Source organism: Dietzia sp. 2505 (assembly GCF_040546785.1).
Classification (GTDB): domain Bacteria; phylum Actinomycetota; class Actinomycetes; order Mycobacteriales; family Mycobacteriaceae; genus Dietzia.
This window is the reverse complement of record NZ_JBEPON010000001.1, coordinates 122,711-142,966: the sequence shown is the minus strand read 5'-3', so window position 1 is coordinate 142,966 and position 20,256 is coordinate 122,711. Positions and strand designations below refer to the sequence as shown.

Genomic DNA, 20,256 nt, shown 5'->3' with positions numbered 1-20,256 from the left:
CCCGTCAGATCATGCCCACGCGCGTGAGCATCTGCTGGGTCTCCTCGAGTCCGTCGAGGTCGCCCAGGTCGATCTGGGGGCCTCCGAGCGTCTCGATCGGGGGCAGATCGACGTCGTCCGAGGTGATGCCGGGCACCACCGGGTACTCGCTGGACTCCTCGAGGAAGTAGAGCTGCGCCTGCTCACCGAGGAGTTCCTGCACCACGCGCAGGGCGTCATCCGAGCGGTCCGACGAGGCCAGCACGCCGACCCCGGCCACGTTGACCAGCGCACCGGGATCACCCTGGGCCATGTACCGGACTCGGGCCCGCATGTTCTCCTCGCCCTTCTCCTGGGCGTTGTTGTACCAGTAGTAGTGATTGGTCAGTCCGAGCTCGACGTCGCCGGTGTCGGCGGCCTCGAGGAGCGCGTTGTTGTTGTCGTAGGTCTTCGGCTCGTTGGCCAGGAAGTCGCGGAGCCACTGTTCGGCGGCCTCGTCGCCGCGATCGACCCGCAGGCCGGTGACGAACGACTGGAACGAGGCGTTCGTGGGGGCGTAGCCGACCTTGCCCCTCCACTCGGGGTCGGTGAGCGCGTCGATGGTGTCCGGGACGTCGGACTCCTCGAGCACCTCGGAATCGTAGACCAGGACGCGGGCGCGGAGACTCGTCGCGACCCACGTTCCGTCGGCGGCCCGGTACTCGGCGGGGGCCACGTCGATGGTCGCGTCGTCGAGCTCCGCGAGCAGCCCCTCCTTGGACAGTGCGCCCAGCGCGCCGGCGTCCTGGGAGAAGAAGATGTCGGCCGGGCTGGCCTCGCCCTCCTCGGCGATCTGCGCGGCCATCTCGGGGGTACTGGCGTATCTGACCTCGATGTCGAGCCCGGTGGACTCCTCGATCTGCGCCAGCAACGGGCCGACCAGGTTCTCACTGCGGCCTGAGTAGACCACCAGCGCGTCCGAGTCGTTCCCGGTGTCGTCCGTGGTGCAGGCCGCCAGACCCACCACGAGCGAACCGGCTGCGGCGAGCGCGGCGAGACGGCGTCGCATCATCACGGTTTCTCCTCACGGTTCCGGTGCCCCGGCACGGGCACCGGAGATGAGCTTAGCCTAATCTAATTCGCCCCTTAACCCCGGTCCACCGGCGCGGGATCAGTGCAGGTCCGGATCAGTCCGGGTCCGGATCAGTCCGGGTCCGGATCAGTCCAGGTCGTCGTGCCGCATGAGCTGCCGGGCGGCCTCGGTGATCGACCCGGTCATCGAGGGATAGACGGAGAACGACCCCGCGAGGTCGCCCACGGTGAGCTGGTTCCGCACGGCCACCGACACCGGCAGGATGAGCTCGGACGCGGTCGGCGCCACGATCACCCCTCCGATCACCACGCCCGAGGCGGGGCGGCAGAACAGCTTGACGAAACCGCGCCGCAGACTGCGCATCTTGGCCCGCGGATTGCCCGCCAGCGGGAAGACCTCGACGCGGGCGGGGACCTCTCCGCTCTCGATCTGCGCGTGGGAGATGCCCACGGTGGCGATCTCGGGCCGGGTGAACACCGCCGAGGCCACGGTGCGGAGCTTGATGGGACTGACCCCCTCGCCCAGCGCGTGGTACATCGCGATCCGGCCCTGCATCGCCGCGACGGAGGCCAGGGGGAACAGATCGGTGCAGTCCCCGGCCGCGTAGATGCCGGCGGCGGTGGTTCGCGAGACCCGGTCGACCTTGATGTGACCGCTGCGCTGGACCTCGATGCCAGCGCTCTCCAGCCCGAGGTCACCGGTGTTGGGAACCGAACCGACGCACATCAGGGCGTGCGACCCCTTGACGGTCCGGCCGTCGCCCAGTCGGACGATGATCCCGTCCTCGTGGTGTTCGACCGCGTCCGCCCGGGCGTGCTTGACCAGCGACACGCCACGCTCGCTGAGCGCCTCCTCCAGCACCAGCGCCGCGTCGGCGTCCTCGTGCGGCAGCACACGGTCGCGGCTGGACACCATGGTGACCTTGACGCCCATCTCGGTGAACGCGGAGACGAACTCGGCGCCGGTCACGCCCGAACCCACGACCACCAGGTGGGAGGGGAGTTCGGTGAGGTCGTAGAGCTGCCGCCAGGTCAGGATCCGCTCCCCGTCCGGCTCGGCACCGGAGAGGATTCGCGGGTTGGACCCGGTGGCGACCAGGACCACGTCCGCGTCGAGGATCTTCTCCCGGCCGCCGTCCAGCGACACGTGGACGCGGTGCGACGCCATACCCGGCTGCGAATCGTGCAGTCGCGCGGTCCCCGAGAGCAGTCGCACACCCTCGCGCTGGAGCTGGGACCTGATGTCGGCGGACTGGGCGCGGGCCAGTGACTTGACCCGGCCGTTGACCTGACCGAGCCGGTACGCGGTGGGGTCGAAGTGCATCTCGACGCCCATCTCCTCGGCGCGGCGCATGTCGGTGCGCACACCCGTGGTGGCGATGAACGTCTTGGACGGCACGCAGTCGGTCAACACGCAGTTGCCGCCGATCCCCTCGGCGTCCACGATCGTGACGTCCGCACCGTACTGTGCGGCCACCAGCGCGGCCTCGTAACCGGCGGGGCCGCCGCCGATGATGATGATGCGCTGGGTCACAGGTGGTCCTCCACGGGTCACGGGGTCGGGGCCGGGCGCCGCGGGCCACTGTGGTGGACCGCGTCGCGTCCGCCGTACACGGTAGTCGAACCGGCGGCACGCGGCCGGAGGACGCCGGGGCCACACCCGGCGCCAGGGACTACTCTGGTCGCCGTGCCTCTCTACGCCGCGTACGGGACCAACATGCATCCCGAACAGATGAACGCCCGCGCGCCGCACTCCCCGTTCGCCGGAACCGGCTGGCTGGAGGGCTGGCGCCTGACCTTCGCGGGTGAGGACCCCACGTGGGAAGGCGCCGTGGCCACCGTGGTCGAGGACCCCGATTCCAGGGTGTTCGTGGTGCTCTACGACGTCCCGGACGAGGATGCCCGCGCGCTCGACCGATGGGAGGGCACGGACCGGATCCCGGCCCGGAAGATCCGGGTGCGGGTGCAGCGCCGTCCCACCGTCCCCCCCGGCCCCCCGGTGGGGGCCCAGGAGTCCGAGTTCGCGGTCGCCTCGCCCTCCCCCACCGCGCCCGAGGGCACCGAGCTGGTCTGGCTGTACGTCATGGACGCCTTCGAGGGGGGCCTGCCGTCGGCGCGCTACCTCGGACTGTTGGCGGACGCGGCCGAGTGCGCGGGTGCCCCCGACTCCTACGTCCGGCAGCTGCGCACCCGGGAGTCCCGCAACGTGGGCCCGGGCGCCTAGCCCCGTGCCGTCCACCCCCGTGCCGTCCACCCCCGTGCCGCCCGCCCCCGTGCCGTCCACCCCCGTGCCGCCGATCCTCACCCCCACCCCCGACGCCCGCGCGACCGCCGACGCCGTCGCCCGCGCGTGCGGCCGGTCGGTGCACGAGGTGACCCTGGTCCTGGGCTCAGGCTGGTCCGAGGTCGTCGTGGGACTGGCCGACCCCGGGACCGCGGTCACCATCCCGATGGCCGATCTGCCGGGGTTCGCGCCGCCGTCGGCCGCCGGCCACCGCGGAACGGTCACGAGCTGTCTGGTCGACGGGGTGCCACTGCTGTCCGTGGCCGGGCGGAGCCACCTCTACGAGGGCCTGGGAACCGACCCCGTCGTCCACCCCGCGCACGTCGCGGCCGCCGTCGGCTCCGACGTCCTGGTGCTCACCAACGCCGCCGGCGGCGTGCGGGACGGCCTGACGGTCGGTGACCTGGTGTTGATCTCGGACCACCTCAACCTCACGGGCCGCTCCCCCCTGACCGGTCCCGCGTTCGTGGACCTCGTGGACGCCTACTCGCCCCGCCTCCGCGACGCCGCCGCGCAGGCGCTCCGGGCGGCCACCGGGTCCCGGCCCGCCGAGGGCGTCTACGCCGCGATGCCCGGGCCCCAGTACGAGACCCCCGCCGAGATACGCATGCTGCGCACCCTCGGCGCGGACCTGGTGGGGATGTCGACCGTCCCGGAGACCGTGGCGGCCAGGGGGCTCGGGCTCCGGGTGGTGGCCCTGTCCCTGGTGACCAACCTCGCGGCCGGGGTCACCGGGCAGCCCCTCGACCACGCCGAGGTCCTGGCCGCGGGCTCCGCGGGGGCCGAGCGGCTCACCGGCGCCCTGCGCGCGCTCGTCCCCGCCGTCGCGCGGGGCTGAGCGGCGCATGCCCGGGAGCGCGCCGTGCCCCTGACCTTCGGCACCGCCGGCGTCCGCGCCCCGCTGGGTCCCGGGCCCGACCGGATGAACGCCGGGACCGTCGCCCTGGTCGCCACCGCCGTCGCCCGCCACGTGCGGACGCGCGAACCCGCCGGCTCGACCGTGATCGTGGGAGGCGACGCCCGGCACGGGTCCGCGCGGTTCGTGGAGGTGGCCGCCGCCGTACTGGCCGCACACGGCCTCGTCGTCGTCGTCCCCGGGTCTCCCGTCCCCACCCCCGTCGTCGCGGCGGCGGTGCGGGCGCGGGGCGCGGTCGCCGGCCTGATGGTGACGGCCTCGCACAACCCCGCCACCGACAACGGGATCAAGGTCTACGGCCCCGGCGGGGCACAGATCGTGCCGCCGACGGACTCCGAGATCGAACAGCACCTCAGGGCAGCGACGCGGGAGGGGGTCGGTGTCCCGCCCGCCGGGACGCCCGGCGGGCGCGTGGACCCCACACTCGTCGACGACTACGTGGCCTCCGTCGTGGCCGGCCTGCCCACCCCCGGGCGGCCCCCGCGCGTGGCCCTGACCCCCGTGCACGGAGTGGGGGGCGAGATCTGCCGCCGCGTCCTGGCCGGGATCGGGGTGGACGACGTCACCCTGGTGGCCGAGCAGGCGGGCCCGGACCCGGACTTCCCCACCGTCGACTCCCCCAACCCTGAGCGACCGGGCACCACGCTGCGGCTCCGCCGGTTGGCCGAGGAGATCGGCGCCGACGTGGCGCTGGCGCTCGACCCGGATGCCGATCGCTGCGCCATGGGGTTCGTGGGCGCCGACGGCCGGTGGCGGATGCTCGACGGCGACGAGACCGGGGGGCTGCTCGCCGAGCACCTGCTGACCTCCCCGCTCCCCGGATCGGCCCGGCCGGTCGGGGGCGATCCCAACATCCCGGTCGTGGCCTCGACCATCGTGTCCTCGCGACTGCCCTCGCTCCTCGTCCCGGCCCGCGGAGGCCGACACGTGGTCACGCCCACCGGGTTCAAGTGGCTGGTCCGGGCCGGCGATCCCCTCCGCTACGCGTACGAGGAGGCGATCGGCCACTGTGTGCTGCCGGAGGTGGTGGCGGACAAGGACGGGATCTCCGCGGCCGGCGTGTGGTGCGCGATGGTCGGATCGGGCGGCCCGCCGGTCGGGGCCAGACTCGACGCGCTCGCCGAGGAGTTCGGGGTGCACCTGCGGCGCAACGTCCCGCTCCCTCTTCAGCCCGGCTCCGACCCCGCCGTGGAACTCCGGCGGGCGGCCGATCTGCTGGACTCGACCGGCACGGTGACCCCGTTGGACGGTTCCGCCGGTTTCCGTGTCTCGACCCCGGGCGCCCGTGCGGTGATCCGTCCGTCCGGCACCGAGCCCCTGCTCAAGACCTACGTCGAGGCGTGGACCCGGGCACGACCGTCCGGGTCCGACCGGGCGGACGCGGCGCGACGGGTGGCAGCTCTCGCCGTGTCGGTCGCCGCGGCCGTCGCCTCCTGAGCGGCGCACTTTCGCGAGGAGGGTTTCGGCGCGGAGGGATTCCGCACGGTGGCGTCCCGGGCGGTGGCGTCCCGGGCCTCGGTCAGCGGGGTCCGAAGAGGCGGTCGCCGGCGTCGCCGAGTCCGGGGACGATGAAGGCGTCGTCGTCGAGCCGGTCGTCGACGGTCGCGGTGACCAGCCGGGCCGCCAGTCCCGACGACCGCACCGTCTCGATCCCCTCCGGTGCACACAGGACGCAGACCACCGTGACCCCGGTCGCGCCGCGCTCGGCGAGGGTCTCCAGGGTCGAGACCAGCGAGCCCCCGGTGGCGAGCATCGGGTCCAGCACCACCACGTGCCTGCCCGAGAGGTCGTCGGGCAGGGAGCACAGGTAGGACACCGGGACGTGGGTCTCCTCGTCGCGCGCCAGGCCCACGAACCCGACCTGCGCACCCGGGAGCAACCGGGTGGCCGGATCCAGCAGACCCAGTCCCGCCCGCAGGACGGGCACCACGAGCGGGACGCCGTCCACCGCGACACCGGTCGTCTCGGCCACGGGCGTGGTGACGGGGACCTCGGTGGTCGGGATGGAACGGAAGGCCTCGTAGCAGAGCATGGTGCCGAGTGCGTCCATCGCCGCCCGGAAGCCGGCGGTGTCGGTGGCGGAGTCCCGCAGCGTACGGAGCCGGTCTCCGACCAGCGGGTGGTCCACGACGATGATGTCCATGCCCGACAGGATTCCACAGCGGAGAATTCTCCGATCGGGCGGAACCGGAGCGAGTCCGCGGCGCGTCGAACCCTGTGACGGGACAAGAGGCGACGAGGGGCGAGGCAATGGCGGACGGAGCGATCGACGTCCACGTGGACGGATTGCGGGAGCTGGGTACGGGGCTGACCACGTTGGCGGAGGTCCTGGGGGGAGCGCTCGGGGCCGTGGACTCGCTACCCATCGATGCGGTGGCACCGGTACTCGGGCCGGTCGGGGCCGACTTCTTGTCGGCGCTGCTCTCGGCCACCGCGCGACACCGTGAGGTGCTCGCCGGGGTGGCCCGGGTCAGCGACGCCGCCGGGCAGCTGGTCCTGGAGACCGGCCGGCTGTACTCCGAGACCGATGCGGCGGGTGCCGACGCCATCGGCGCCGCCGGGACCGATGTCGCCGGGATCACAGGTCCGGGACGTTGATCGCCGACGCGCTGGCCTACGCGGGGCCCATCCGGCAGATCCTCGACCTGCTCTCGGCCGAGGAGTTCGTCCCCGAACCGGCCCGGGACGTCATGCGACCGGTCAGTGACGGCCTGGAGGTGGCCCAGCGGCTGGGACCACCGCTCGAGCGACTGCTCTCGGAGACGTGGGATTCGCTGGCCGCACTGGGCGCCGCTCACTCCGTGGCCGAGATCGGTCGGACGGTGGGGGCGCTCACGGAGTCCGCGGTCGAGATCGCGAGGGTCACCGCCGTCGCCGCCGACATCGTGGTCCGCGGCACCATCGAGGTCATCGGCATCGTGCAGCAGTTCATCGCCCGCGCCGCGGCGCTGGGACCCACGCTGGTGACCCCGCCCGGCCAGGTCGCGCTGCTGGGTCTGGCGACGGAACACCTGGCCCGCGGCATCCAGGTGGCCGAGCGGGTCCAACTCGAGCTCAAGGGACCGACCCTCGAACTGCGCGCCATCACCGCCGGCATCCCCGACGCCCCGGGCGTGCCGGGGGTCATCGCGGACTCGAGTACGGGCGGCGCGATCAACGCCTCGACCGCCGCCCACACCGGCTCGGGACCGGGTTCGCTCGGCGCCCCGGCAACCACTCCCGCCGGCGGAGTCGCGTCGACGGGTGGCGCCGCGGATCCGGGCGGAGCCGGGGGGTCAGCGAGTGGAACGGGTGAGTCCGCAGGGGCCGGGGCCGGGGTGCTCGGGGGCGGCGTCGACGTCGTGCTGCCCGACGGGTCCGTGGCCACCGCACCCAACGAGCAGGCCGCCGGTGCCGTCCGCAACGCGCTCAGCCAGCAGGGCGTCCCCTACGTCTGGGGCGGGACCACTCCCGGCCAGGGCCTGGACTGCAGCGGCCTGACCCAGTGGGCGTACCGGGACGCCGGGGTCGAGATCCCCCGACTGGCACAGGAACAGGGGGTGGGGGCGCAGGTGCCGCGGTCGGACCTCATGCCGGGCGACCTGGCGGTGTGGGACGGCCACGTCGCGATGTACATCGGCAACGGCCAACTCGTCGAGGCCGGTGACCCCGTGTCGGTCTCGGGTCTGCGTACCGACAACATCGGCATGTCCTTCTACGGCTTCTACCGTCCGACCGGCGGATGACGTCCGAGACCTGCCGCCACACCGACCCGGTGACCGGGGTCGTCGCCGAGGTCGGTACCGACGGCGTGCCGGTGGGCTTGGCCCTGCCCGCCGAGCTGCTCGACCGCGCACCCGCCGACGTCGCGCGGGCGGTACTGCGCACGCTCACGGCCGCGGCGTGCGAGGCCCGGGACCTCCTCGACCGGTTGGCCGAGCAGGAATGGGACGGGCAGGAATGGGACCGGGCGGACTGGGGTGACGCGGACCCGGGTGAGGCGGACCGGGACGACGAGGGATGGGAGACCACGGAGGCGGGCCGGGCGGACACGGACGACGGCCGGACCGGGAGCGCACGGTGAGCGGCGGCGGGTTGGACGTCGAGGCGTTCCTCGACCGCCTGCGCGGGATCGCCGCCGAGTGGGAGTCCGCCCACGATCAACTGGAGGCACTGCGGGTGGTGGCCTCGAGCCCGGACCGGATCGCCACCGCCACCGCCGACTCCGGAGGCGCGGTGGTCGACCTCGTGCTGGCGGCCGGGTTGCGCGCACACGGCTGCGAGACGGTGGCGTCCGCCATCCTCGAGGCCGCCTCCAGTGCCGTCCGGCAGGCCAACGCCCGGCGCGCCGAGCTGGTCTCGGGGTCGGTCGCGCTCGCGGTGAGCGGCCGCGCGCAGGCCGCCGAGGTCGCCGGAGGCGACTCAGCCGGCGCCCCGTCGGCGGGCCGTGGCACCGGCTGACGGGCCGTGGATATGCTGACCGGCATGGCCAAGGACATAGTCCCGATCGAGCTCGGTCTCCCTGAGGGAGACGTCACGACCCTCTGGGCGCCCAGTTGGCGGGAGGACAACGACGACTGGGAGGCGTTCCTCGGCCTCGACGAGGACCTCTACGCGTTCGACTCGACTGCCGAACTCCTGGCCCTGGTCCGGAGCGGCGCGCAGCACGACCTGCAGGACCACCCGTCCTGGGGCGAGTTCGCGACCTCCGACGTGCTGGCGTTCCGCGCCGCGGACGAGAACTGCTACGACCTCGTCGGCGTCCTCGAACTCCTCGGCGAGAACCCCACGGAGTCCTCGGTCGACGAGATCGACCAGTCCTTCACCATCGCCCGCTCGATCGGCGAGGTGTGCGAGTTGGACACCGTCACCAAGTTCTTTAACGGCAACCCGATCCTCGCCGCCGTCACCCGCGGGATGGACGAGTTCTACGGGCGGGACGGGTTGAAGCTGTGGAAGTCCATCCGTAAGACCGTCGCCAAGGGCTGGGACGACGTGCTCGACGCGATCCAGGACGTCATGACCACGCCCGAGGTCCCGCGCGCCGAGGTCGAGCGCGCCCGTGCGGACCTGGAGGCGGCCGAGGCCGCGCTCCCCGAGCCCGCGCCCGAACCCGAGGCCGCTCCCACCGGATACCCGGAGGGTTCGCTGTGGGAGACGGTCGGGATCGACCCCGTGAAGATCATCTTCGCCGATCAGGAGTACCTGAGCCTGCGTTGCTATCTCGGCGATCAGCCGGTGTTCCTCGGCGACGGGGACCAGGCGTACGTGTTCACCAGCGCCCGCGGTCTGTCCCGGTACCTGGCGGACAACGACGACGAGACGCTCAGCCACGTGGCGACCTACGAGCGCGTCAAGATCGCGGCGATCGACGGCAGCCTGGACGTCCACGTGACCGAGGACAACACCTACGTCCTCGCCGGCCTCGACCGCGACATCGAGGTCGGCCCCGGGATGGTCGACTCCGGCCAACTCGCGCTCGCGGTGGAACTGGTCACCGACCTCGCGAACTACGTGGGCGACTCCGACCTCGAGGCCGCGGTCACCGGCCGAGGGACCTCGTTGCGCCGGTTCCTGCACTACGTCCTCAACCCGGACGACGCCAGGCTGCTCGAGCCCAGTGCGCCGTTCGACGACGAGGCGGGCGAGTGGCGCGACCTGGTCGACGACGTCGAGCGCCTGGTGACCACCCCCGACATCGCCTGAACCGGCCCGCCCGCCGTCACCACCCGGACTCATCGAAAAGAGCGTTCCGCACATCTTCACTCGGCCGATGCGGTCTAAACACTCTTCTCGACGGGGTTGTCGAATCGGCGGGCTGGCGCGTCACCACCCGCGTAGTCGGTCCAGCACCACCCCGGCCGGCCCACGCGCGGTCCCGGGTCCACCGATCTCCAGGGCGGACGCCAGTTCGGTCAGCGCCACGGGCACCCGCTCCCGGTCCCCGGCGTGGACGGTGGCGACCACCTCGCCGGCCCGTACCGGGTCACCCTCGACGCGATGCAGCAGCACGCCGGCGGCCGGGTCGACGGTCTCGCCCGGTCGGGTACGGCCCGCACCGGCCAACCACGACGCGCGGCCCACGTCCAGGGCGTCCCACCTCAACTCCCCCGAGTCCGGCGCCCGCAGGTCCTCCGTGTGCGCGGCCGTCGGGAGCGCGGCGAGGGGATCCCCGCCCTGGGCGGTGATCATCGCGCGGAACGAGTCCATGGCCCGACCGTCGCGGAGTCGCTCACGCGGGTCGTCGTCGACCCCCACCGCGGCCAGCGCCTCCCGCGCCAATGCGCAGGTCAGATCGACCATGTCGGGCGGGCCTCCCCCGGCGAGGATCTCGACGCACTCGGCCACCTCGAGGGCGTTGCCCACCGCCCGACCCAGTGGCGTGTGGTTGGCGGTCACCAGGGCGCTGGTCCGGACGCCGGCGGCCGTGCCGATGGCGACCATCACCCGGGCCAGCTCGTCCGCGTCCGCGCGGCCGGGCCGGAAGGCCCCCGATCCGCACTTGACGTCGAGCACCAGCGCGCCGGTGCCCTCGGCGATCTTCTTGCTCATGATCGACGCCGCCAGCATGGGGATGGACGGGACGGTCCCGGTGACGTCCCGCAGCGCGTAGAGCGCCCGGTCGGCGGGCGCGAGGTCGGCACCGGCCGCGCAGATCACGGCCCCGGTCTCCTCGAGGATCCGGCGCCTGGTGGCGGCGTCCAGTTCGGCGCGCCAGCCGGGGATCGCCTCGAGCTTGTCGAGCGTGCCGCCCGTGTGACCGAGCCCGCGCCCCGAGAGCTGGGGCACCGCCAGCTCCCAGGTCGCGAGCAGAGGCGTCAGCACGAGCGTCACCGAGTCGCCCACCCCGCCGGTCGAGTGCTTGTCCACCGTGGGGACACGACGACCGGCCCGGGTCAGGTCGGACAGGTCCAGCCGGGTGCCGGAGTCGACCATCGCGGAGGTCCAGCGGGCGATCTCACGATCGGTCATGCCCCGGAAGTACACCGCCATCGCCAACGCGGACATCTGCTCGGGGGGCACGACACCGCGGGTGTACCCGTCGACGATCCAGTCGATCTCGTCGTCGTCGAGCTCTTGGCCGTCGCGCTTGGCCTCGATGATCCGCACGGCGTCGATCGACCGGGTCACGTCAGGTCCTCCGGCCCGAAGGCGTCCGGCAGGAGCTCGTCCAGGCGGACGGGGCCGCGGGCGGTGTGGACGACCAGGTCCGGGCCGCCGTGCTCGTGGAGGAGTTGGCGGCACCTCCCGCACGGTGCGAGCGGCTCACCGTCGTGGCCGACGACGACGAGCTCGAGCAGTCTCCCGCCACCCGTCCGGTACATGTCGGATACGAGTGAGCACTCGGCGCAGAGCGTGAGCCCGTAGGAGGCGTTCTCGACGTTGCATCCGGTCACGACCCTGCACTCGTCGCCGCCGGGTTCCGACGCCAGGGCGGCGGCCCCCACCCCCAATCCTGAGTACGGCCGGTAGGCGTTCCGTGCGGCCACCAGCGCGGCCTCGCGCAGACCATTGACGGCCACGTTCCTCTGTGCTGCGGTTTCGTCGACCGACACCCTTTTCTACCCTCCGGTAACTTCGATTAGGGTCCCCTAACAGGCATTACCCGTTCGGACCACGCTACCCACCCAGCTTCTCGTCCGCGTCCTCTCAGGTCTAAAGTCCTAGTAGGCGCCCGCTGTGCTCTCGGGCAGGGAACGCGCGCCGATGGCACCACGCCCAGACGATTCGGAGGCACGACAAGCCCATGAGTACTGCGCAGGCGCCGGCGCGTCCGGCCCCCAATAAGAAGATCAGCATCTACAAGGGTGACCCGGGGATGTGGTCGTGGGTCGCGCACCGCATCTCGGGCGTGGCGATCTTCTTCTTCCTCTTCGTGCACGTGCTGGACACCTCGCTCGTCACGGTGAGCCCGGAGACCTACAACGCGGTCATCGACTCGTACAAGACCCCGATCGTCGGGCTCCTGGAGGTCGGCCTGGTCGCGCTGGTCCTCTTCCACGCCCTCAACGGTCTGCGCATCGTCGCCATCGACTTCTGGTCCAAGGGCGCGAAGTACCAGCGCCAGATGCTCTGGGCCGTCCTGGCGATCTGGGTCGTGGTCTTCGCCGCGGCGACCGCCCGCCTCCTCTTCCTTCTCTTCCAGCACATCTAAGGAGAACGATCACCATGGCAGACGCACCTGTTCTCCAGACGTCATACGATCGCCCCGCCTCGCTCGCCCAGCCGCGCTCGCCGCGCCTGCGCTCACGCGGCAACTTCGAGCGCACCGCGTGGATCTTCATGCGCGCCTCGGGCGTCGCGCTGGTCATCCTCACGCTCGGCCACCTCACCGTGGGCCTGATGATCGACGAGGGAGTCCACCGCATCGACTGGGCCTACGTCGCGGATCGCTGGCAGAGCCCGTTCTGGGCTACGTGGGACCTCCTCATGCTCTGGCTGGCGCAGCTCCACGGCGCGAACGGCGTCCGGACGGTCATCGCGGACTATTCACGTAAGGACTCGACGCGGTTCTGGCTCAACGCGATCCTCATCGCCGCGACCGTCCTCGTCCTGGCCCTGGGCACCTACGCCCTCTTCGGCCTCGCCTACGACGTCTGATCGACGCCTGCGGACCGTTCCACTTCGAAAGCGAGCACTGAGAATCCCATGACCGATCGTCAGGTCCACCAGCACCAGTACGACGTGGTAATCGTCGGCGCCGGCGGCGCAGGCATGCGCGCGGCCATCGAGTCGGGCCCGCGGACCCGTACCGCAGTCCTCACCAAGCTCTACCCCACCCGCTCCCACACCGGCGCCGCCCAGGGCGGCATGTGCGCCGCCCTCGCGAACGTCGAGGAGGACAACTGGGAGTGGCACACGTTCGACACGGTCAAGGGCGGCGACTACCTCGTCGACCAGGACGCCGCGGAGATCATGGCCAAGGAGGCCATCACCGCCGTCATCGACCTGGAGAACATGGGTCTGCCGTTCAACCGCACGCCCGAGGGCAAGATCGACCAGCGTCGTTTCGGTGGTCACACCCGCGACCACGGCAAGGCTCCCGTGCGACGGGCCTGCTACGCCGCCGACCGCACGGGTCACATGATCCTGCAGACGCTCTACCAGAACTGTGTCAAGCACAACGTGGAGTTCTTCAACGAGTTCTACGTGCTGGACCTCTGCCTCACCGAGACCCCCGAGGGCCCCGTCGCCACCGGCTGCGTCGCCTACGAGCTCGCCTCCGGCGACCTCCACGTCTTCCACGCCAAGGCCACCGTCTTCGCGACCGGTGGTTCGGGACGGATGTACAAGACCACCTCCAACGCCCACACCCTCACCGGTGACGGCATGGCCGTGGTCTTCCGCAAGGGCCTGCCCCTGGAGGACATGGAGTTCCACCAGTTCCACCCGACGGGACTCGCGGGCCTGGGCATCCTCATCTCCGAGGCCGTCCGCGGCGAGGGCGGCATCCTACGCAACGCGGACGGCGAGCGCTTCATGGAGCGCTACGCCCCCACCATCAAGGACCTCGCGCCGCGTGACATCGTCGCCCGCTCGATGGTCCTCGAGGTGCGCGAGGGCCGCGGCGCCGGGCCCGAGAAGGACTACGTCTACATCGACGTGACCCACCTCGGCGCCGACGTGCTCGAGGAGAAGCTGCCCGACATCACCGAGTTCTCCCGGACCTACCTGGGTGTCGACCCGGTCACCGAGCTCGTCCCGGTGTTCCCCACCTGTCACTACGTCATGGGCGGCATCCCGACCAACGTCAAGGGTGAGGTCCTTCGCACCAACGACGACGTGGTGCCCGGTCTCTACGCCGCCGGCGAGTGCGCGTGCGTGTCCGTACACGGGTCCAACCGCCTGGGCACCAACTCGCTGCTGGACATCAACGTGTTCGGCCGGCGGGCGGGGATCGCCGCCGCGGACTACGCTGCCGGCCACGACTTCGTCGAACTCCCCGAGGAGCCCGAGAAGATGGTCCGCGAGTGGATGGAGAGCATGCTCGCCGACCACGGCGCGGAGAACGCCAACGACATCCGGACCGAGATGCAGGCCATGATGGACGACAAGGCGTCGGTGTACCGCACCGAGCAGTCGCTCACCGAGGCCCGTGACGAGATCCGCGCCCTCAAGAAGCGCTACGCCGACGTGACCGTCAGCGACAAGGGCAAGCGGTTCAACACCGAACTGCTCGAGGCCGTCGAGCTGGGCTTCCTCCTGGAGATGGCGGAGGTGACGGTCGTGAGTGCGCTCAACCGCAAGGAGTCCCGCGGCGGGCACGCCCGGGAGGACTACCCCGACCGAAACGACGACGAGTTCATGAAGCACACGATGGCGTTCAAGGACGGTCTCGGCCTCCTCTCGGAGGTCCGGCTGGACTGGAAGCCGGTCGTGCAGACCCGCTACGAGCCGATGGAGCGTAAGTACTGATGACCACCGCAGTCGACACCACCAAGGCCACCGACGGCAAGGACCCGGGCTCGAACCGTCCCGTGCCCCCCGGCTCCACCATGGTCACGCTCAAGATCGCCCGCTTCAACCCGGAGGATCCGGACTCGGCGGGGTGGAAGGAGTACGAGGTCCCGGCACTCCCGTCGGACCGCCTGCTCAACCTGCTGATGTACGTCAAGAACTACATGGACGGCAGCCTCGCGTTCCGACGCTCGTGCGCTCACGGCATCTGTGGTTCGGACGCCATGCTGATCAACGGGGTCAACCGTCTGGCGTGCAAGGTCCTCATGAAGGACATGCTCCCCAAGGACGGCAAGTCCATCACCATCACCATCGCCCCGATCCGCGGGCTGCCGGTGGAGAAGGACCTGTACGTCGACATGGAGCCGTTCTTCAAGTCGTTCCGTGACGTCATGCCGTACCTCATCACGTCCGGGAACCAGCCGACCGCCGAGCGGATCCAGTCCCAGACGGACCGGGCCCGCTTCGACGACACCACCAAGTGCATCCTGTGCGCCTGCTGCACCACCTCGTGCCCGGTGTTCTGGGCGGACGGGTCGTACTTCGGCCCGGCGGCGATCGTCAACGCGCACCGGTTCATCTTCGACTCCCGCGACGAGGGTGCGGCCGAGCGACTGGAGATCCTCAACGACGCCGAGGGTGTCTGGCGGTGCCGCACGACCTTCAACTGCACCGACGCGTGTCCCCGTGGCATCCAGGTGACCAAGGCGATCCAGGAGGTCAAGCGCGCCCTGCTGTTCGCGCGCTGACCATCCCTGGTCTCCCCGGCGGGGCCGCACCCTCACTGAGCGGAGGGTGCGGCCCCGCCGGCGTTCTCCGGGCGGGTCCCGTCCGGAACGTGCCCGCCCGGACGTAGACTCGGTACCCGTGACCCGCCCACGACGACGCCCTGCACGGAGAGCGGTCGGCCTCGTCACGGCCGTACTCGTGGGAATGGGACCGCTCGCCCTCGCCGTTCCCGCTACGGCCGTCGAGCCCGAGCACGGTACCGCCCTGACCGAGCCGCCCCCGGCCGCGGTGTTGCCGTCCACCACGTCGCCCGAGTACTTCGACACCCCCCGGGACCTCACCGGGTGCCCGTACCGCACCTCCCCGCCCGCCCCCGTCGACGAGTCCGAGGTCCCGCTGCCCGGTCAGACCTCGCCCGAGCCTCGTCCGGTGCCCGAGACGCCCCCGGGCGGCGACTCGCTCGACGGGTGCGATGTCGTGGCACCGGACGGCTTCGAGGTGCCCCGGGACGTCACCGCCAGCGCGTGGATGATCTCGGACCTGGATACGGGCGAGGTGGTGGCCGCGCGCGATCCGCATGGTCGTTACCGCCCGGCGAGCCTGATCAAGACCCTGCTCGCCACCGTGGCCCTGGACACCCTGGACGCGGACCGCGTCATCGAGGTGACCGACGAGGACCTCCTGGGCGCCGAGGGCAGCCTGGTGGGGATCGGCCCGGGCGGTCAGTACTCCGTCGACCGCCTGGTGCGGGGCCTGCTCATGTCCTCGGGCAACGACGCCGCTCTCGTGCTCGCCCGGCGGATGGGCGGGGTCGAGAAGACCCTCGAGGCGATGAACGCGCACGCGGCCGGCCTCGGCGCCGTGGGAACCCACGCGGCCACCGTGAACGGCCTGGACGGGCCCGGGATGATGTCGACGGCGTACGACCTGTCGCTCATCTTCCGCGACGCCATGACCCGCCCGGGGTTCGCCCGCATCGTGGGCACGGAGATGTCCGGGTTCCCCGGGTATCCCGCGGGCGAGGGCGCGGGCGCACCCGATCCGGCCGCCGCGCCCGGCCTCACCGGTCCCACGACGCGCGGGGACGGGACCGTGGTCAACCCGGGTTTCGTGCTGGCCAACGACAACCAGCTGCTCTACAACTACCCGGGCGCGATCGGCGGCAAGACCGGCTTCACCGACGACGCCCGGCACACGTTCATCGGGGCGGCCGAGCGGGACGGACGGCGTCTGGCGGTGGTCCTCCTCGACGGCACCCGCGTGCCCGCGTCGCCGTGGGAACAGGCGGCGCAGTTGCTCGACGCCGGCTTCGACACCGCCGACTCCGTGGGGAGCCTGGTGACGGGACCGCCGGCCGGGCCGGGAGCGGGCACCGAGCACCTGGCCTCCGGTCCCCTCGGCTCCGTCGGTACGGCCGCCCGGCTCGACCCGTCCAGCACGAGGGGCTCGGTGCTGGTGCGGTACGGGCCGTGGCTGGCCGTGGGCGCGGCGGGGCTGGTCGTGGTGGCCGGCGCGGTGATGGCACTGCGGTCGCGCCGCTGACCGACCCGCGGGCGGTGTCCATGCGGTGCCGAGCCGTCAGGAGACCGTGCCGGCTCCGGCGAGGATGACGCGCAGGCGGCCCGAGCACTCCTCGGCGGCCGCGCGGGCGTCGTAGCCGACCGCCACCTCCACGAGTAGTCGCAACAGGACGACGACGACGAGGTCCGCCGCGATGTCCACCGCGCTTCCGTCCGCGCCGGAGAGCGACTCGAGCCGACCCAGGGTGATCCCCAGCCGTCGGCGTGCGGAGTCGACGGCCGCCGAGAGCACCCGGTGGTCGGCATGGGTGGTGTCGACGAGCCCGCGGGCGAGCACCGACCAGGTCTGCGGGTCCCGGACGGCGGCGGTCGAGGCCCGACCGGGCCAGTCCACGACGGGGTCCGACGCAGGCCCTGCGACCAGGTCGTCGACGAGGGCGCCCAGCGCCTCGGCAGCCCCCGCCGCGATTTCGGTGGCCAGGGCGTCCACCGACTCGAAGTGCCGGTAGAACGCGGTGGGGACGATGCCCGCCTCGCGTGCCAGCTCGCGGACGACCAGGCCGGTGAATCCCCGCGTGGCCACGGCATGGCGGCCCGCGGCAACGATCAGTGCACGTGTGTGCCGCTTCTGCTCCGCCCTGATTCCTGGTGTCGCCACGCCCGTGATGGTATCGCCTGAGGGCTGTACCCGCACGTGGGCAACCCCCCGTCGGAGTGTGACCCACGTGACAGCACCGGGCCCCTTTCCATTTGAGAGAACGTATGTACACTCAAACTCGTCCGGTGGTCGAACCGGACGGATACGCCCCCGTAGTGCGACCGCGGCCGGGAGGTCGGGACCGCGCATCAAGGCAGTAGGCCGCGTCCGACGGCGCACGACCACACCGACCACTACCTTCCGGAGGTCCTCATGACCGCCCCGACCATCAGCCGACTCTTCTCCCGCGGGATCACCCGCACCCTGCTCACGCCGCACCCGGTGGAGCACTACGTCCGCTCACTCGGAGTGAGCTGGTCCGACGACCCGACCGGTGCGACGATCGTCGCCGTCGACCGGCCCGTCTCCGATGTCACCGTCATCACGCTCCGACTCCCCGCCGGGGTCGACCGGCCCGCGCCGGGAGCCGCTCTCGAGATCGGCGTCGTGGTCGACGGCGTAGTCCACCGCCGTCACTACTCCCCGGTGGACTCCGCCGCGCGGTCCGACGGACTGGCGACGATCGCCGTCCGCCGGCATCCGGGGGGCGTGGTCTCCGAACACCTGTGGTCCGAAGCCGCTCCCGGGATGCGCCTGCTCCTCGGGAATCCCCTCGGGGAGGTCACCCTGCCGGACACACGCCCGACCGACGTGCTGCTGGTCAGCGGCGGCAGCGGGATCACCCCGATGCTCTCCATCGCCTCCACCCTGGCCGGGGAGGGCCACTGCGGGGAGGGGGCCACCGGCCGGGTCGCCTGGCTCCACTACGCCCGCCGGGTCGAGGACGTGCCGTTCCGCGACCGCATCCGCGAGCTCTCGCGCGCCGGGGTCGAGGTCCGGGTGGTCCCCACCGGGGACCCGGACCCGGCAGACCCCTCGGACCACTCGGACCCGTCGTCGCGTGACCTGGTCGGCCACCTCACGGAGAGCCACCTCGACGAGGTGGCACCGTGGCACGCCGACGCCACCGTCTTCCTCTGTGGACCCGACGGCCTGGCCGACGGCCTGTCGGACGCCCTCGGAGCAGATCGCTACGCCGGCGTCCTCCGCGAGCGGTTCACGGCCTCCAACGGACCCGTGCCGGAGGGCGACGGCGGCACCGTCACCCACGTCAGGAGCGGCGTGTCCGCCCACAACTCCGGCACCACGCTGCTGGAGGGCGCCGAGGCGGCGGGGCTGTCCCCGAAGCACGGCTGCCGGATGGGCATCTGCCACACCTGCACCGCCGTCCGGGTCTCCGGCGCCACCCGCGATCTCAGGACGGGCGAGGTCGACACCGAGCCCGGTTGCCTGGTCCAGATCTGTGTCTCCGCGCCCGTGGGCGACGTCGAGATCGAGCTCTAGACCTCCCTGACACCGTCACATCCCACCCCGTACCCCCACCGGAACGACCGGAAGGACTCCCGTCATGACCCTCCTGCAGCTCCCCACCATCCGCTCCAAGAAGCCGAAGACCGGTAAGCCGGACACCACCGGCCCCGAACCGGTGGTGCTGTCCGCCGAATCGGTGGAGATCATCGGCCGTGAGCTCGACGCCATCCGCGACCGGGTCGTGGCCGACCTGGGCACCGCCGACCGCGACTACATCCTCCGGGTGGTCCGCATGCAGCGTCGACTCGAGCTGACCGGGCGCGCCCTGATGTTCCTCGGCTTCCTGCCTCCCGCGTGGCTCGCAGGGGTGGCCGCGCTGAGCGCCTCCAAGATCCTCGACAACATGGAGATCGGGCACAACGTCATGCACGGCCAGTACGACTGGATGCGCGACGACATGCTCCACTCCTCCAGCTTCGAGTGGGACAACGTGTGCCCGTCCGACCAGTGGCGGCACTCGCACAACTACATGCACCACACGCACACCAACATCCTTGATCTCGACCGCGACATCGGATACGGCATCCTGCGCATGGAGTACGAGCAGAAATGGACCCCGCTGCGCCTGGGTAACCCCCTGTACGCATTCGGACTCATGATGGCGTTCGAGTGGGGCGTCATGCTCCACGACCTCGAGTACGACAACGTGCTCAAGGGCAAGCGCAAGTGGTCGGACGTCAAGGGCCTGCTCGCCGGCTGGTGGGGCAAGATGCGAGGACAGGTCGCCAAGGACTACATCGTCCACCCGGCGCTCACCGGGCCGCTGTTCCCGCTCACCTTCGCGGGGAACCTCACCGCCAACCTCGTCCGCAACGTCTGGGCGTTCTCGGTGATCTTCTGTGGGCACTTCCCCTCCGGCGCCCAGGTCTTCACCCAGGAGGAGACGGCCGAGGAGACCCGCGGCGAATGGTACGTGCGTCAGATGCTCGGCTCGGCCAACATCTCGGGCAGCCCGTTCATGCACCTGGCCACCGGCAACCTGTCGCACCAGATCGAGCACCACCTCTTCCCCGATCTACCCGCTCACCGCTACCCGGAGATCGCCGAGGAGGTGCGGGCCATCTGCGAGGAGCACGGGCTCCCGTACACGACCGGCCCGCTGTGGAAGCAGGTGTCCAACGTCTGGGCCAAGATGTTCCGGTTGGCCCTGCCGCTGCCGCCCACCCCGGCGGACACGCCGGCCGTGCTCATCGAGCGCAGGAAGGTGACACCCGCGGCCTGAGCCGGGGTACCTTCGTGGACACCACTGACG

General features: G+C 71.5%; 20 protein-coding genes and 2 pseudogenes. 16 read left to right on the top strand and 6 right to left on the bottom strand.

The features are described from left to right. Positions 1–4 precede the first annotated feature (4 nt). Together ABIE38_RS00660 and ABIE38_RS00655 are read right to left on the bottom strand one after the other, a co-directional pair. Positions 5–1,030 carry an iron ABC transporter substrate-binding protein gene (locus ABIE38_RS00660; RefSeq protein ID WP_354053543.1) on the bottom strand — a complete coding sequence of 342 codons (1,026 nt, stop codon included), beginning with the start codon at positions 1,028–1,030 and terminating at the stop codon, positions 5–7. A gap of 147 nt (positions 1,031–1,177) precedes the next feature. Further along, positions 1,178–2,584: an NAD(P)H-quinone dehydrogenase gene (locus ABIE38_RS00655; RefSeq protein ID WP_179524756.1), complete on the bottom strand. Its 1,407-nt coding sequence runs from the start codon at positions 2,582–2,584 to the stop codon at positions 1,178–1,180. A 153-nt stretch (positions 2,585–2,737) separates the two neighbouring features. On the opposite strand from ABIE38_RS00655, the pseudogene ABIE38_RS18080 reads away from it, so the two are divergent. The 4 genes and pseudogenes from ABIE38_RS18080 to ABIE38_RS00640 all read left to right on the top strand — a co-directional run. After that, positions 2,738–3,022: pseudogene (locus ABIE38_RS18080) on the top strand (gamma-glutamylcyclotransferase family protein); the annotation flags it as partial. Between the two features lie 93 nt (positions 3,023–3,115). Further along, a pseudogene (locus ABIE38_RS18075) lies at positions 3,116–3,274 on the top strand (gamma-glutamylcyclotransferase); the annotation flags it as partial. A 64-nt stretch (positions 3,275–3,338) separates the two neighbouring features. Then, entirely contained in the window at positions 3,339–4,172 is an 834-nt protein-coding gene (locus ABIE38_RS00645) for a purine-nucleoside phosphorylase (protein WP_354054058.1), read from the top strand. 24 nt (positions 4,173–4,196) lie between these two features. Then, complete coding sequence (locus tag ABIE38_RS00640) at positions 4,197–5,687, top strand: phosphohexomutase domain-containing protein (RefSeq protein ID WP_354053541.1); 1,491 nt, start codon at positions 4,197–4,199, stop codon at positions 5,685–5,687. Positions 5,688–5,769: 82 nt separating this feature from the next. Here the strand turns inward: ABIE38_RS00640 and upp are convergent, their stop codons facing one another. Beyond that, entirely contained in the window at positions 5,770–6,393 is a 624-nt protein-coding gene (gene upp / locus ABIE38_RS00635) for a uracil phosphoribosyltransferase (protein ID WP_179524753.1), read from the bottom strand. A gap of 107 nt (positions 6,394–6,500) precedes the next feature. Here upp and ABIE38_RS00630 point away from each other — a divergent pair, with 107 nt between their 5' ends. Genes ABIE38_RS00630 through ABIE38_RS00610 form a run of 5 tightly spaced genes read left to right on the top strand, consistent with a single transcriptional unit; the run spans position 6,501 to position 9,935 of the window. After that, positions 6,501–6,848, top strand: a complete 348-nt coding sequence (locus ABIE38_RS00630; protein ID WP_354053540.1) for a type VII secretion target — start codon at positions 6,501–6,503, stop codon at positions 6,846–6,848. Then, a complete protein-coding gene (locus tag ABIE38_RS00625; protein WP_354053539.1) occupies positions 6,845–7,975 on the top strand; it encodes a C40 family peptidase in 1,131 nt (376 codons plus the stop codon). The genes ABIE38_RS00630 and ABIE38_RS00625 overlap by 4 nt, the downstream gene beginning before the upstream one ends. Beyond that, the gene (locus tag ABIE38_RS00620; RefSeq protein WP_354053538.1) at positions 7,972–8,313 is read left to right on the top strand and encodes a hypothetical protein; all 342 of its coding nucleotides are present in this window, start codon (positions 7,972–7,974) and stop codon (positions 8,311–8,313) included. Before ABIE38_RS00625 ends, ABIE38_RS00620 begins: the two co-directional genes overlap by 4 nt. Continuing rightward, on the top strand, positions 8,310–8,690 hold the full coding sequence (locus tag ABIE38_RS00615) for a YbaB/EbfC family nucleoid-associated protein (protein WP_354053537.1): 381 nt from the start codon (positions 8,310–8,312) through the stop codon (positions 8,688–8,690). The genes ABIE38_RS00620 and ABIE38_RS00615 overlap by 4 nt, the downstream gene beginning before the upstream one ends. Positions 8,691–8,714: 24 nt before the next feature. Continuing rightward, on the top strand, positions 8,715–9,935 hold the full coding sequence (locus tag ABIE38_RS00610) for a SatS C-terminal domain-containing protein (RefSeq protein ID WP_354053536.1): 1,221 nt from the start codon (positions 8,715–8,717) through the stop codon (positions 9,933–9,935). A gap of 120 nt (positions 9,936–10,055) precedes the next feature. On the opposite strand, the gene ABIE38_RS00605 is transcribed toward ABIE38_RS00610, so the two are convergent. Beyond that, positions 10,056–11,360, bottom strand: coding sequence for a thymidine phosphorylase (locus tag ABIE38_RS00605; RefSeq protein ID WP_354053535.1), 1,305 nt, complete (start codon positions 11,358–11,360; stop codon positions 10,056–10,058). Continuing rightward, a complete protein-coding gene (locus ABIE38_RS00600; RefSeq protein WP_502914695.1) occupies positions 11,357–11,785 on the bottom strand; it encodes a cytidine deaminase in 429 nt (142 codons plus the stop codon). Before ABIE38_RS00600 ends, ABIE38_RS00605 begins: the two co-directional genes overlap by 4 nt. A gap of 191 nt (positions 11,786–11,976) precedes the next feature. Between ABIE38_RS00600 and sdhC the strand changes: the two genes are divergently transcribed. The 5 genes from sdhC to ABIE38_RS00575 all read left to right on the top strand — a co-directional run bounded on the left by sdhC (position 11,977) and on the right by ABIE38_RS00575 (position 16,958). Beyond that, entirely contained in the window at positions 11,977–12,384 is a 408-nt protein-coding gene (gene sdhC, locus ABIE38_RS00595; RefSeq protein ID WP_182609616.1) for a succinate dehydrogenase, cytochrome b556 subunit, read from the top strand. 14 nt (positions 12,385–12,398) lie between these two features. Continuing rightward, the gene (locus ABIE38_RS00590; RefSeq protein ID WP_179524745.1) at positions 12,399–12,830 is read left to right on the top strand and encodes a succinate dehydrogenase hydrophobic membrane anchor subunit; all 432 of its coding nucleotides are present in this window, start codon (positions 12,399–12,401) and stop codon (positions 12,828–12,830) included. Positions 12,831–12,878: 48 nt separating this feature from the next. After that, positions 12,879–14,645 (top strand): succinate dehydrogenase flavoprotein subunit, encoded by a 1,767-nt coding sequence (sdhA, locus tag ABIE38_RS00585; RefSeq protein ID WP_354053534.1) that lies wholly within the window; start codon positions 12,879–12,881, stop codon positions 14,643–14,645. Continuing rightward, positions 14,645–15,436, top strand: coding sequence for a succinate dehydrogenase iron-sulfur subunit (locus ABIE38_RS00580; protein ID WP_354053533.1), 792 nt, complete (start codon positions 14,645–14,647; stop codon positions 15,434–15,436). The genes sdhA and ABIE38_RS00580 overlap by 1 nt, the downstream gene beginning before the upstream one ends. Before the next feature lie 118 nt (positions 15,437–15,554). Continuing rightward, positions 15,555–16,958: a serine hydrolase gene (locus tag ABIE38_RS00575; RefSeq protein WP_354053532.1), complete on the top strand. Its 1,404-nt coding sequence runs from the start codon at positions 15,555–15,557 to the stop codon at positions 16,956–16,958. Between the two features lie 36 nt (positions 16,959–16,994). Here ABIE38_RS00575 and ABIE38_RS00570 read toward each other — a convergent pair whose 3' ends face one another. Then, positions 16,995–17,594: a TetR family transcriptional regulator gene (locus tag ABIE38_RS00570; RefSeq protein WP_354053531.1), complete on the bottom strand. Its 600-nt coding sequence runs from the start codon at positions 17,592–17,594 to the stop codon at positions 16,995–16,997. A gap of 252 nt (positions 17,595–17,846) precedes the next feature. Here ABIE38_RS00570 and ABIE38_RS00565 point away from each other — a divergent pair, with 252 nt between their 5' ends. Then, positions 17,847–18,977 carry a flavin reductase family protein gene (locus tag ABIE38_RS00565; protein ID WP_354053530.1) on the top strand — a complete coding sequence of 377 codons (1,131 nt, stop codon included), beginning with the start codon at positions 17,847–17,849 and terminating at the stop codon, positions 18,975–18,977. Positions 18,978–19,041: 64 nt separating this feature from the next. After that, a complete protein-coding gene (locus tag ABIE38_RS00560; RefSeq protein ID WP_354053529.1) occupies positions 19,042–20,226 on the top strand; it encodes a fatty acid desaturase family protein in 1,185 nt (394 codons plus the stop codon). Positions 20,227–20,256: the final 30 nt, after the last annotated feature.